Origin of the sequence: Ethanoligenens sp. (assembly GCF_047718355.1) — a bacterium.
Classification (GTDB): domain Bacteria; phylum Bacillota; class Clostridia; order Oscillospirales; family Ethanoligenentaceae; genus Ethanoligenens.
Map to the genome: position 1 here is coordinate 1 of NZ_JBDNLG010000088.1, position 12,651 is coordinate 12,651.

At 53.1% G+C, this 12,651-nt stretch carries 10 protein-coding genes; 3 read left to right on the forward strand and 7 right to left on the reverse strand.

What is annotated here, in order from left to right; genetic code table 11:
- Positions 1-60: 60 nt before the first annotated feature.
- From cas3 to ABF463_RS11755, 3 genes are all read right to left on the reverse strand, one after another.
- The gene (cas3, locus tag ABF463_RS11745) at positions 61-2,232 is read right to left on the reverse strand and encodes a CRISPR-associated helicase Cas3' (protein ID WP_415533829.1); all 2,172 of its coding nucleotides are present in this window, start codon (positions 2,230-2,232) and stop codon (positions 61-63) included.
- Positions 2,233-2,429: 197 nt separating this feature from the next.
- Positions 2,430-2,717 (reverse strand): GIY-YIG nuclease family protein, encoded by a 288-nt coding sequence (locus ABF463_RS11750; RefSeq protein WP_415533830.1) that lies wholly within the window; start codon positions 2,715-2,717, stop codon positions 2,430-2,432.
- Positions 2,714-3,160 (reverse strand): YaiI/YqxD family protein, encoded by a 447-nt coding sequence (locus tag ABF463_RS11755; RefSeq protein WP_415533831.1) that lies wholly within the window; start codon positions 3,158-3,160, stop codon positions 2,714-2,716. Before ABF463_RS11755 ends, ABF463_RS11750 begins: the two co-directional genes overlap by 4 nt.
- Positions 3,161-3,430: 270 nt before the next feature.
- Between ABF463_RS11755 and ABF463_RS11760 the strand changes: the two genes are divergently transcribed.
- Positions 3,431-5,575, forward strand: a complete 2,145-nt coding sequence (locus ABF463_RS11760; protein WP_415533832.1) for a Tex family protein — start codon at positions 3,431-3,433, stop codon at positions 5,573-5,575.
- 21 nt (positions 5,576-5,596) lie between these two features.
- On the opposite strand, the gene ABF463_RS11765 is transcribed toward ABF463_RS11760, so the two are convergent.
- The 4 genes from ABF463_RS11765 to rnhA all read right to left on the reverse strand — a co-directional run bounded on the left by ABF463_RS11765 (position 5,597) and on the right by rnhA (position 8,942).
- Positions 5,597-6,289: a DNA alkylation repair protein gene (locus ABF463_RS11765; protein WP_415533833.1), complete on the reverse strand. Its 693-nt coding sequence runs from the start codon at positions 6,287-6,289 to the stop codon at positions 5,597-5,599.
- A gap of 489 nt (positions 6,290-6,778) precedes the next feature.
- Positions 6,779-7,183: a secondary thiamine-phosphate synthase enzyme YjbQ gene (locus tag ABF463_RS11770; protein ID WP_415533834.1), complete on the reverse strand. Its 405-nt coding sequence runs from the start codon at positions 7,181-7,183 to the stop codon at positions 6,779-6,781.
- Positions 7,184-7,208: 25 nt separating this feature from the next.
- The gene (gene nifS, locus ABF463_RS11775; RefSeq protein ID WP_415533835.1) at positions 7,209-8,378 is read right to left on the reverse strand and encodes a cysteine desulfurase NifS; all 1,170 of its coding nucleotides are present in this window, start codon (positions 8,376-8,378) and stop codon (positions 7,209-7,211) included.
- A 90-nt stretch (positions 8,379-8,468) separates the two neighbouring features.
- Positions 8,469-8,942, reverse strand: coding sequence for a ribonuclease HI (gene rnhA, locus ABF463_RS11780; RefSeq protein ID WP_415533836.1), 474 nt, complete (start codon positions 8,940-8,942; stop codon positions 8,469-8,471).
- A gap of 172 nt (positions 8,943-9,114) precedes the next feature.
- Between rnhA and zupT the strand changes: the two genes are divergently transcribed.
- Entirely contained in the window at positions 9,115-9,906 is a 792-nt protein-coding gene (gene zupT, locus ABF463_RS11785; protein ID WP_415533837.1) for a zinc transporter ZupT, read from the forward strand.
- Between the two features lie 166 nt (positions 9,907-10,072).
- Positions 10,073-12,391: a sugar phosphate nucleotidyltransferase gene (locus tag ABF463_RS11790; protein ID WP_415533838.1), complete on the forward strand. Its 2,319-nt coding sequence runs from the start codon at positions 10,073-10,075 to the stop codon at positions 12,389-12,391.
- Positions 12,392-12,651 lie beyond the last annotated feature (260 nt).

Sequence of the window (12,651 nt, forward strand, 5' to 3'; positions counted from 1 at the left end):
TTCATTTATATTGTAAGAAATGTGCAGACAAGCAGGGCATTTGCCCTGCTTCTCTGCACTTTACACAAATATACCCACGCCGGTGTCGGACTTTGCCTCCAACCCGGTCTGCTCTGAATATTTCTCTATGTCAATCAGTTCGGTGATCTCGTTGTCCAGGGGCTGAATGCAACCGGCTCCATACAGTGCTTGATAATGGTTTTCATAAATGTTGACACAGTATTGCTGCATCTGCCGCAGCAGTTTCCGGGTGCGCTGCCCCAGCCGAAGTGCTTCTGCCAGTTTGTGTGCATCGTCCGTATTCGCAATTAGGACGGAACGGGTGGTATTCTCAATCAGCTGGAATTCGCTCGCCACCGTCGCGAACGGAAACCGCAGTCCTTTTTCATATCCCTCTTCAAAACGCTTGACGATGTCCTTGTTATCCAGGTTTTCGTTTTCCGCATGATAGAGTTGTTGGAAATAGGCGGTAATGGCCTCCGGAGAAGCGCCGTCGGCAAATTGCCCCGCGACCGAACAGGCAATCTCCGCCGGTCGTTTTTGCATATGCAGCAAATGCTTCTGGTATTTTTCCTCCGGCTCAAAAATATAAACAGGGGAGATGTCGCGCTTGCCCTCGCGATTGCAGCGCCCGGCCGCCTGAATATGGGAATCCAGACCGGCCTGTGCGCGGTAGACCACGGGGAAATCCACGTCTACGCCCGCTTCGATAAGGCTGGTCGCCACCACCCGGCAAGGCTTTCCGTTCCGCAGCCGCTGTCGGATCTCATCCAGCACTTGAGAACGATGTTTGGGATACATCAATGTAGAGAGATGAAAAGAGCCTTCCTTTTGCAACAGCAGGAACAGCGCCTGTGCCTGTGCACGGGTGTTGACGATGCACAGCACCTGCTTTTCCATGTTTAGTCGCTTTGCAAGTTCCGCATCCGAAAGCGGCCCGACCTGTATGAGTTCCGTGCGGCGAAAAAACGAGTACAGTTTGCCTGTGCCGCTGCACAATTCCCTCATGTGCAGTTCTTTGGGAAACTGCTCACCCAGCGCGGGCTGCGTGGCACTGCACAGCACCGACGTGCAGCCGTAATTGTAAACCAGCTCGGCGATGGCACGAACGCATGGCTTTAAGTATGGAAGCGGAAGCATCTGTGCTTCGTCAAAGATGATGACGCTGTCGGCAAGATGATGCAGTTTGCGGCATTTGGATGAGCGGTTGGCAAACAGCGATTCAAAGAACTGCACGGTCGTGGTGACGATAACCGGCATGTCCCAGTTTTCCGTAGCCAACCTTTGGCGAATGAGCTGCTCACTGGAATCATCATAATTGAAATTGGAGTGATGCTCCAGAACATTCTCCTCGCCCAAAATCTTCTTGAAGACGGCAGCGTTCTGCTCAATAATGGAATTGTAAGGAATGACATAGATTACCCGGCGCATACCACGCCGCTTGGCGTGCTCGAGTGCAAAGGCAAGCGAGGAGATGGTTTTGCCGCCACCAGTGGGGACGGTGAGGGTATAGAGCCCTTTTTCCCACTCTGCATGTGCCATGCAGTCCCGCAAGATCTGGGTGCGTTTCCGATTGATGTCGTTATCCGGCTCCCCAAAACGCTGGATGTATTCTTCCAGCTTGACCGCAAGTGCGGGAATGTCCTCGCCAATTTTTCGCTCGACGGTGCCGTTCATAGCGGCTTCGGAATCTAAATAATCGCTGTCTACCAAACAAGAGTACAGCATACGGATGTAAAATGAGAGTGAGAAGCCTGCTCCCTCCAACGGCTGGAGGGGAAGTTGCAGTTCTTGTATTTCTTTTTCCAGATTAAGCTCTGTTGTGTACCCGTCATAGGGTTCCACTTTTTTCTTCAGCCGACCGGAGAGAGTAGGGTCGTCCGCTGTGGCGGCCTTTGTGCCGCCATCGGGCAAACCTGCATGGTGTCCGGCGACGCAGTAGGCCAAGAGAAATCCCAGCGTGCCGAATCTGCGGGAAAGCTCCTGCGCCCCTGCCGTGGAATGGTCAACCCGTGGGCCGTTTTGCAGCAGGTGCCTCTGAAATTTATCGGAATATTTGCCGAGGTCATGGAACAGACCACACAGGTTGGCAAGCATTCCGCTCCCGAACGCATCGCCGAATTTCTGTGCGCGTGCGGCAACTTGCTCAAGATGTGCGAGAAGTGTCTGCCAGTGTTCCGGATTTAACGGTTCTTTGGTCTCAGGGTCAGATTTTGTGTGCGCATAATACATTTTTCGACCTTCTTATACATCTGCAAACTGGTATGAATGCCAACTTTTTCATAATTATACGTGATTCGACATCTATTGGCAATATCATATTAAAAAAATCAACAGTTAGACAGGAAATTTTGTGGTCGTTTTTGTCCATGCAAGCGCACGTGTCTGGTTCAAAAATGTTAAGCCATCCGCGTCAGCGCAAAACAAGACTATTCCTTGATTAAATACGCGGACTGCTTGATTAAGGAAAGCTTATCCGCATGGCTTAGCCTTTTCAATGCTGCCTCACGCTTGAGCGCCTCACTCTTTGTTGAAAAGTGTTCCGTGAAAACCAGCTTTACCGGCAAGCGGGAGCGTGTATATTTAGCACCTCGTCCGCTGTTGTGTACCGCGGTGCGGCGGGTTGGAGCGGTTGTGTAACCGCTGTAAATGGTGCCATCGGCGCAGCGGAGCATATACGCATAATAGTTAGTTGTTTCCTTGGACTTGGGTGTCATCGGGCGTCGCCTCTGCTTTCCAGCAAACCAGTGAGTTTTTGTACAAATGCCTCATCCTGACCCGCCATTCTCTTTTTGGGGCCTTTTAGTTTGCCGCCGGCATTCCGGATTTTTCTGGCTGTGTGGCGGGCAAGCAGCAAGGCATCCATGTTGTCGGCAGTGTACGCCATGCCATTTTGATTGATGACCAAGGCGTTTTTGGACAGGCACATTGCAGCAAGTCCGTAATCCTGGGTGATGACGATATCACCGGCCTCGACGCGATTGACCAGCGCGAAATCCACACTATCCGCACCTTTTGAAAAGGTCAGTGTGGTGGCCCCGTCTTTTTCAAAAACGTGGGAGGTGTCACAGAGAATCAAGCACTCTACGTTGTGCTTTTTAGCTATCCGGACGGTGATATCGACCACCGGACAACCATCCGCGTCAATCAGTATTTTCATAAAGCCCCCGCTGTTTTATCTTATTTGAATAGCATGAGTTGTAACAGTATTATAGCACGCAATTCAGCCCGATTCGATGCATCTCTGCGATTTTGGAAGGCCATGGCCGGGTAGGCCGCCCCATCGTTTTATGGCAATTTAACGTTCAAAATGGTATAATCATCACCGTCTACCGCTTGCATTGTGCAGACAGGGCAAGCGGGCTGGCGACGTTTCTGAAATGTACTGCAAGTTCACACCCGTGTTACTTGATAACGCCGGAGGAAAACCATGGATGTCATTAAAATCCTTACAACTGAATTCAGTTTAAAACAGCAGCATGTGAAGAACATTGTAAAATTGATTGATGAAGGCAATTCGATACCGTTTATTGCGCGTTACCGCAAAGAACTCACCGGTTCGCTTGACGATCAGGTGCTTCGGGAGCTTGGGGAACGGCTCGGATATCTCCGCTCATTTGAAAAACGCCGCGGAGAGATTACAGCGGCCATTTTGGGGCAGGAAAAGCTGACAGGTGAGATTAAATCCGCCATCGATTCCGCGAAAACCATGGCGGAGCTGGAAGACATCTACCGCCCCTTTCGACCCAAGCGGCGTACAAGGGCAACCGTAGCGCGCGAAAAAGGGCTTGCGCCTCTGGCCGAATTCATCATGCAGCAGCAAGCTGGCAAAGCGGCGGTTGAGGCCGCCGCACAAAAATACAGGAACCCGGAAAAAGAGGTGCCCTCTGCCGAGGATGCGATTGACGGCGCACTGGACATTATTGCCGAAACTATCTCCGATGACGCCGCCCTGCGGAAGCTGATCCGCACGGCCGCGATGCAACTTGGCGTTTTTTGCTCCAAAGGGAACGCGGAGAAAGACTCTGTTTATCGCATGTATTACGCGTATCGGGAGCCTGTCGCGAAAATGCCAAGCCATAGGGTGCTGGCCTGTGACCGTGGCGAACGCGAGGACCTTTTGAAAATTTCCATAGAGCTTGAAGATGAAAAACCACTCCGATTTATTTATCAAAAATATGTGAAAAACGGAACCTACACAGCAACGCTTGTGCAAAAGGCCGCAGGGGACGCTTATGCGCGGTTGATTTTCCCCGCTATTGAGCGGGAGGTGCGCAATGATCTCAGTGAGCGCGCGCAGGAAAACGCGCTCAAACAATTTTCCCGAAACCTCAAGCAACTTCTTTTGCAGCCGCCCGTCAAGGGAAAAGTGGCGTTGGGGCTGGACCCCGCGTACCGGACAGGCTGTAAAGTCGCAGTTGTGGATGCAACCGGCAAGGTGCTTGACAAAACCGTTATTTATCCCACTCCTCCAGTGAGCAAAGTGGAGGAAGCAAAAGCTGCCATCCATGCGCTGATTGAAAAGCACCATGTTGAAATCATCGCAATTGGCAATGGTACTGCCTCAAAGGAAACTGAACTATTTGCCGCTTCGCTCATCAAAGAATATCACCTAGACGTTGCGTATATGGTCGTCAGCGAGGCCGGTGCATCCGTGTACTCAGCTTCCAAGCTGGCCGCGCAGGAATTTCCTGAATACGACGTATCGCTTCGCAGCGCGATCTCCATCGCACGCAGATTACAAGACCCACTTGCCGAACTTGTTAAAATTGACCCCAAAGCCATAGGCGTCGGGCAATACCAACACGATTTGAAGCCCGCACGGTTAGATGAGGCACTTGACGGGGTCGTTGAGGATTGTGTCAATTCCGTGGGTGTGGATCTCAACACGGCATCCGTTTCGCTTCTTTCACATATTTCGGGAATCAGCGGCAGCGTAGCCAAAAATATTGTGACGTACCGGGAGGAAAACGGTGCTTTTAAAAACCGCAAAGAACTGTTGAAGGTTGCTAAGCTCGGAGCCAGGACATTTGAACAGTGCGCGGGATTTCTTCGCATTCCGGAAAGTGAAAATGTTTTAGATAACACATCCGTCCATCCGGAATCATATGGAGCGGCTCAAAAGCTGCTTGAAATCTGCGGTTTGCATTTGAAAAATGTGAAAAGAGGGGATATCGGCGACCTGAAAGAAAAAGCGACAGAGATAGGAGATGAAAAACTCGCTCACAATTTGGATATTGGTCTGCCGACCCTCAAGGATATGATTGCCGAGCTGCTTAGACCCGGGCGCGACCCGCGTGCCGAGTTGCCGCCGCCTTTGCTGCGCACGGATATCCTCGATATCAAAGATCTGAAACCGGGCATGGAGCTCTATGGCACGGTGCGTAACGTCATTGACTTCGGTGCATTTGTTGATATCGGCGTCCATCAGGACGGGCTTGTTCACATCTCTCAGATTTGTGACCGGTTTATCAGGCATCCTTCAGAGGTTTTGAATGTGGGAGACGTCATAAAAGTGCGCATTCTGGAGATTGATCAGCCCAAGAAACGTATTTCGCTGACAATGAAGGGCTGAGTTCACCTTTAGTTGCCTGCCTTATTTAATCTTTATCGTCCGCAGGTAGTTCTTTGCTTCATCACTGATACGGTAGCTTTCAACAGCCTTTTGTATGGTTTTGTTGTGTGTCCATTTTTCCAGACGGCGCTCTTCCATGTATGGCAGTGTGGCTTCATACTGCTTGGCCAGTGCGGTTGCAAAATACCAGGCGATCATCATATTGACGTAGTATTCATCTGACTGCACACTTGCCACAAGTTCCAGCATTTCCGGCCGGAAATGCGCGTCCAGATAAAATTTCATCAGCATTCCGATACCAAACCGCACAGTGTATGTTCGGCCGGATTGCAGCCATGCAGGTATCTTCCCATAGAGTGCGGGCAGATGTTTTTTAAATGCTTTGGGTGACATCAGGTCGCAGGTGGCCCAGTTGTTTATGTATGGAAGAAACGTCTCTACGGCAGCAATGCAAGGATCATAATCCTTGATGGTCTCGATCAGAAAGCCGTGCAGGTTATTTTCTTCATAATAGGTGTGCGGCAGGATGGTAAGAAAATGAGCCGCCTCAGGCGATTGGGATAACTCCTTTGACAATTTTCGCAGTTGTGGTGTGCGTACGCCGATGACGGTATCAGGATTCACAGTCGGCATGAGTTTACAATGGAACGCTTTGTATTTTAAATCCTGTAGTTCAAACAGACGATGCCGGAACTCTTCTTCCACACGGTTCATGGCTTTTACCTTTCTTGCAGGACGGCAGACGACATGAAATAGATCATCTATATTTTTCCATACTTCTGCAACTGAACGGAAGCTTTAAACGGTTTCCAACTGTACGTGGATTTGTGCCGGCAGAGATACCTCTAATTTTTCCATGATTATACGCTTTTCGTTCACAATCAGCAATATGGCAGCGAATCATGGTTCTTGAAGCAATTTGTCTGATGTTGTTTGGCGTGCGCATAGTGATACCTTATAGCAGTGCAAAGATGTTGTTTTTTCCGTTTCTGATGCCGATTATTCACTTTTGAGGTGAATCCGTTAAAAGAACAAGTACTGAAAACGCAACGCAGAAATAGCTTGAAATGCATAAACGCCCCTCCAATCGTTTTGAACGACCGGGGGGCGTAATAGAGGATGCAGAACCAGTCGGATGCTATGGATGATACCGGTATGGCGGGTATGGACAAGAGGGTCTTACGGTCATTACGACGGCATATGTCAGTCTTTTAGTAGCTTGATGTGGAATGTCCGCTCGCGCGGGCCGTCATATTCGCAAAAATAGAGACCCTGCCAGCGACCGAGAAGAAGACGCCCGCCGTGTATTATGATGGTTTCGGAGGCGCCGGTGAGGGTGGATTTCATATGGGCATCCGAGTTGCCCTCCATGTGCTGATAGGCGGATAGCTTGGGGAATGCGCGGTTGAACGTATAGGTGAGGTCGTGCAGAACATCCGAGTCTGCGTTTTCGTTGATGGTGATGCCGGCTGTCGTATGTGGACAGAATATGACACACAGTCCTTCTTGTATACCGGTTTGCGTAACAAAAGTCTGCACAGTGTGCGTGATGTTGATGAAACCGTATTGCTCGGTTTGCAGAGTGCAGGTTTTTAAAAACAAGGCCATTCGTGTTCCTCCTGTTAGGCGAGTATTATTTTTGCATGGATTCCCATCCGGGCGACAGACTGCGCAGATGTGTGACCAGCCGGTTGATGGTTTCAATGATATAATCCACATCGTCTTCCGTGTTGATATCGTCGAGTGTGAGACGCAGCGCCGCATGTGCTTCATCTTCCGGCAGCCCGATGGCGGTAAGCACGTGGGACGGCTGCACCGCACCGGTCGCACAGGCCGAGCCCGCAGAAGCACAGATGCCATTTTGGTCGAGCAGGAGCAACAGACCCTCAGCCTGAATGCCGTTGATGGAGATATTGAGATTGCCGGCCAGACGCTGTGTTCGATTGCCGTTCAGATGGGTGTGAGGGATGGCAAGCAGACCATCCATGAGCCGGTCGCGCAGTCCGCTCACCCGAGTCATGCGTTTTTCAATACCGTCGCCGGCGCACGCGATAGCTTCTCCCAGCCCAACGATACCGGGCGTATTTTCCGTGCCGGCGCGCCGGCCACGTTCTTGTGAGCCGCCCTCGATGAGATTGGGAAAGCGCAGGCCCTTGCGGATGTAAAGCGCACCGACGCCCTTTGGACCATGAAATTTGTGTGCCGAGAGCGAGAGCAGGTCGATGCCGTCTTTTTCCACATTGATGGGCGTGTGCCCTACTGCCTGTACCGCGTCGGTGTGGAAAAGGATGCCATGCGTTCTGCATATTTGTGCGAGTGCGGGAATAGGCTGAATTGTGCCGATCTCATTGTTGGCGTACATAATGCTTACCAGTGTGGTTTCCGGGCGGATGGCAGCTTCCAACGCGGCGGTCGTGATGCGGCCGTCTGGCTCCGGCTGCAAATAGGTGACGGAGAAGCCCTCTTTTTCCAGTGCGCGCATGGTGTGCAGCACGGCGTGGTGTTCAATGGCTGTGGTGATGAGATGCCGTCCCTTATCGATATTTTTATGTGCAACGCCGCGAATGGCCCAGTTGTCCGATTCCGAACCGCCGGAGGTGAAAGCAATTTCCTCCGGTTTGGCGCCGAGCGCATTCGCTGTCTGTTTGCGTGCATTGTCCAGTCCCTCGCGCGCCGTGCGTCCCACAGAGTAAATGCTGGAGGGGTTGCCAAATTTTTCGGAAAAAAAAGGCAGCATTTTCTCCAGCACATTTTGAGAGACCGCAGTGGTCGCCGCATTGTCGGCATATACGAATCTGGACATATCAAACACTCCAATTCCGCCGCGTCTGCGGCGCGGCACAGTCTATGCATTACGAAGCGAGAAGGATGGGCAGATGGGCACACCGGGCAGTTAGATGCCGTTTTCGGCCGGAGCCTGCTGACAGCGAAGTGCCGCTGCGCCGGCTAATGCGTCGCAGCGTTCATTTTCCGGATGCCCTGCATGGCCCTTCACCCAGACGATGTGCACATGATGCCGCTCCAGCAAATCAAGCAGTTCGGCCCACAATTCCGCGTTGAGCGCAGGGGATTTGTCGCTTTTTCGCCAACCGTTGGCGCGCCATTTTTTGGCCCATCCCTTTTCAACGCCGTTGGCGACATATTGTGAATCGGTGTAGAGTGTGACGTCACAAGGCTCTTTCAAGCAGGCAAGCCCTGCGATGACCCCCGAAAGCTCCATGCGGTTGTTGGTGGTGTCGGCAAACCCTTTGGAGAGTTCCTTTTCATGGCTGCCGAAGCGCAAAATCACACCGTAACCGCCCGGACCGGGATTGCCACGGCAGGCACCGTCCGTAAAGATTTGCACTTGTTTACACTTTTGCTCCATCACATTCTCCCACCGGATTGTTACGATTGCTTTTTATATATTGTAGCAAATGTCGGAGTCTTATACAATGCAAATCCCATAGATCTCATATCATTTTTGTATAGATGAAGCGGTTTTGAGGCGGATGTGCAGCCGTTTTTCATCATATCCCCCATATGCGGGCGGAATGGAGATGTTCCAATTGCAGGGTTTTTGGCAGGCATTTTTGCTTTCCACAGGCGCGGGGCTGGCCACGGCGGTTGGCAGCCTGATTGCGCTGTTTTCCAAACGGGAGAACAAGCGATTTTTATCATTTTCACTTGGTTTTGCCGCTGGGGTGATGATTCTGGTGTCGATGGCGGACCTGTTGCCGCAGGCAAGGGCGCATCTTGTCCAGCAGATGGGCGCACGGGGCGCAGATGGATTCGCGCTTGCCTTTGTATGCATCGGACTTGTGTGCGCGTTTGGCATTGAACGTGTGCTGCCGCAGGCGGATAACGGACTTGTGCGGGGCACAAGCGCCAGTGATGGAACGGCGGCGCTGGCACGCGTGGGTGCGGTGACTGCCGTGGCTGTGACACTGCACAATTTTCCGGAAGGCATGGCTACGTTTATGGCGGGCTATGCCGATATTCATATCGGGCTGCCGGTGGCGGTGTCCATCGCCCTGCATAATATTCCGGAAGGCATCGCAGTGTCCGCACCGCTGTACTACGGCACGGGGAGCCGCTGGAAAGCATTTTATCTTTCAGCGCTTTCCGGTCTTTCAGAACCGTTGGGTGCGCTGCTGGCATTCACTGTACTGCGTCCGTTCATGAGCCCGCTGCTGCTTGGCGTGCTGTTCGCGTGGGTGGCGGGTATCATGCTTTATCTGTCGTTTGCGGGGCTGATTCCCTCCGCGCAGGCGGGCGGACGTACCGGTTTTGCGGTCGCCGGTATTTTTGCGGGCCTGATTTTTATGCAGTTTGCCATGATTTTTTTGTAAGAATAGGGCGTGAGGCAGCGCGTTTTTCGCATGAGCTTGTTTTTGCCAGACAAACAGACGCGATAAAATCCCGTATCCGGTGCAATACTATAGTCTGTACCGATAAACGGCGAATTTGCATCTGTTCTTTGCGGTCGCCATAAAAACAAGATAAAGGGGTGCTGGTATGGAAGCCGTAATCATGGCGGGAGGCGAGGGAACACGTTTGCGTCCACTCACCTGTGATTGCCCGAAACCGATGGCGCGCCTGTGCGGCAGGCCTGCGCTTAATTATATTATAGAATTACTGGCAAAAAATGAAATTACCCACGCAACCGTAACACTCCGGTACCTGCCCGAAGAGATTCGGAGGGCGTATCCCGACGGGCATTATGCAGGCGTGGCGCTGCGCTTTGTGGAAGAGGACACGCCGCTTGGTACGGCGGGTAGTGTGCGCAACGCGACAGAAAGCAGCAGCGACGACGTGCTGGTTATCAGCGGGGATGCACTCTGCGATTTTGATCTGTGTGCCGCATTGCAGTTCCATAAAAAGAGTGGGGCGGCGGCTACGTTATTGCTGTCCCATGTGGCCGACCCACGTGAATACGGATTGGTAGTAACCGCGCCGGACGGACGGGTGCGCGGTTTTATCGAAAAACCCGGCTGGTCACAGTCGGTTACCGACGCGGTGAACACCGGTATCTATATATTGTCCCCGCAGGCTCTGGCGGGTATCCCGCAAGGGAAAGCGTATGATTTTGGTAAAGACCTGTTTCCACAAATGCTGCGGGAGGACATGCCTCTGTATGGTTTTGACGCGGATGGATACTGGTGCGACATCGGGGACATCGGCGCGTATATCCAAAGCCAGTTTGATCTGCTGGACGGCAAAGTGAGCGCGTATCTGCCAAATCAGGCGGAAAACGGTGTGTATGTCAAAGGGGCGATGCCCGCAGGGCGGTATACGCTGCGTGCACCGGTATTTTTGGGTGCGAATGTATCCATTGGTGAAGATGCCGTAATCGGTCCTTACACGGTGGTGGACGACGGTTGTACCATTGGAACACGGGCCACAGTCCGGCAAACAGTGCTGCTGCCGGACGCGTACGTAGGCGCGCGATGCGAATTGCGTGGGGTGTTGGTTTGTGCGGGTGCGTCGCTCGGCGCGCGGGCAAGGTTGTTTGAGGGCGCGGTGGTCGGCGCAAACGCGGTGGTCGGACGGGACGCGTCTGTTGCACCCGGTGTGCGGGTTTGGCCTGGAAAACGAGTAGAGGACGGCGCACATGCGGCACAAAATATCAAATCCGGTGCTGCCAGGCGGGGTGTGTTCGATGATGACGGTGTGACGGGTGAGGTTGGCATCGACCTCACGCCGGAATTTTGTGCAAGATTGGGCGCTGCGGCGGGAGAAGTGACCGCACACGGGTTGGTCGCCGTCGGGGACGATGGCAGCAATGTGGGGAAAACCATGAAGCAGGCACTGGCGGCGGGTGCGCTCTCTTCAGGCGCGCGGGTGCTGGATTTTGGCAGTGCGTTTGAGGCCCAATTTGTGTTTTGCTCCACTTTTTGCGGCGCCGACCTCGGTGTGTTTGCGCGGGCCGCGGGTGCGCGGGTGGTGCTGCGCCTGTTTGATGGCGAGGGACTGCCGCTTTGCCGCAAGTGGGAGCGTGATATGGAAGCACATCTGTCCACCGGTGAGATTGCACGCTGCCTGCCAGGTGAATATGGCATACCGGAACAGCTTGCCGGTATGAGCGTACTTTATGAGCGAGCCCTTTCACGGTTGGCACCGGAAGGGCTTTCCGGAATGTCCGTTACCGTCCGCTCCGCCAACAGGCAGGCGAAACAGCGACTTACGCAGGTGTTGGACGGGCTATCCTGCGCACCCGGCGGTCTGCGGCTGCATTTGACCGCATCAGGCGGTGAAGCGTCCTTTTTTGACGAGGAGGGGACATACCTTTCACCTCTGCACACGCTGGCGCTTGGCTGTATGATCGCCTTTGAGCAAGGGGAAGACGTGGCGTTGCCCTATGAGGCGCCGCGCGCACTGGACATGCTGGCGGAACAGTATGGCAGACGCGTGCTGCGGTACCTTTCCTGTCCGGCGGACGCGGCGGATAAAGAGGCCCGTTTGTTGGCCGCACGTCAGCCGTGGGTGCGGGACGGTCTGCAAAACGGTGTGCGCATACTGGGGTATCTTCAATCGAACGGTTTGCGTCTGCGGGACGCGGTGCGCAGCCTGCCGGCCTTTGCAGTGTCTGTGCGCTCGGTGTCGCTTGCAGGCAATCCGGGTGAGCTGCTGCGTGCGTTTGCAGGCGAAATGCCCGCAGGCGTGGGCGAGGGTGTTTTGTTGGAACGGCAGCACGGAAAAGTGTTGCTAAGCCCGCTCAAACGTGGGAAAGGTTTGCGCATTCTCGCGGAGGCAGCAGACATGGAGGCTGCCGACGAACTATGCTTTACGCTTCAGAAAGAACTGCAAAACGGCGGGTCGCTTGACAAACCGTAAAAGTACGCATATACTAAAAGGGCAGTTGTGTCCGGCTTGTATTTTAAGGTCCGCCTTAGGCGGTAAAAGAGCATTGTTGACGGGAGCGTTCGTGTGCGATCGGCAGGCGGTTCCGTTTTTTCATTGCAGATTTTTGGCGTTTTTTTGGCATCCGCGGGGTGTCTTTTTATGAGCGCCCGGGTGTTGTCAAAACGTCGGCCTGATTTGGCCGGCGGCGTGTTTTACGGCTTTTTGCATGAGTGGTTTATGCGATTATATTT

What these genes read in the sequence shown, in the direction of transcription:
- ABF463_RS11755 (WP_415533831.1), bottom strand. Translation starts at nt 3,160, where the DNA reads ATGAAAATACTGATTGACGCGGATGGTTGTCCGGTGGTCGATATCACC.
- ABF463_RS11760 (WP_415533832.1), top strand. Translation starts at nt 3,431, where the DNA reads ATGGATGTCATTAAAATCCTTACAACTGAATTCAGTTTAAAACAGCAG.
- ABF463_RS11770 (WP_415533834.1), bottom strand. Translation starts at nt 7,183, where the DNA reads ATGGCCTTGTTTTTAAAAACCTGCACTCTGCAAACCGAGCAATACGGT.
- ABF463_RS11790 (WP_415533838.1), top strand. Translation starts at nt 10,073, where the DNA reads ATGGAAGCCGTAATCATGGCGGGAGGCGAGGGAACACGTTTGCGTCCA.
- ABF463_RS11765 (WP_415533833.1), bottom strand. Translation starts at nt 6,289, where the DNA reads ATGAACCGTGTGGAAGAAGAGTTCCGGCATCGTCTGTTTGAACTACAG.
- rnhA (WP_415533836.1), bottom strand. Translation starts at nt 8,942, where the DNA reads ATGGAGCAAAAGTGTAAACAAGTGCAAATCTTTACGGACGGTGCCTGC.
- cas3 (WP_415533829.1), bottom strand. Translation starts at nt 2,232, where the DNA reads ATGTATTATGCGCACACAAAATCTGACCCTGAGACCAAAGAACCGTTA.
- ABF463_RS11750 (WP_415533830.1), bottom strand. Translation starts at nt 2,717, where the DNA reads ATGACACCCAAGTCCAAGGAAACAACTAACTATTATGCGTATATGCTC.
- zupT (WP_415533837.1), top strand. Translation starts at nt 9,115, where the DNA reads ATGTTCCAATTGCAGGGTTTTTGGCAGGCATTTTTGCTTTCCACAGGC.
- nifS (WP_415533835.1), bottom strand. Translation starts at nt 8,378, where the DNA reads ATGTCCAGATTCGTATATGCCGACAATGCGGCGACCACTGCGGTCTCT.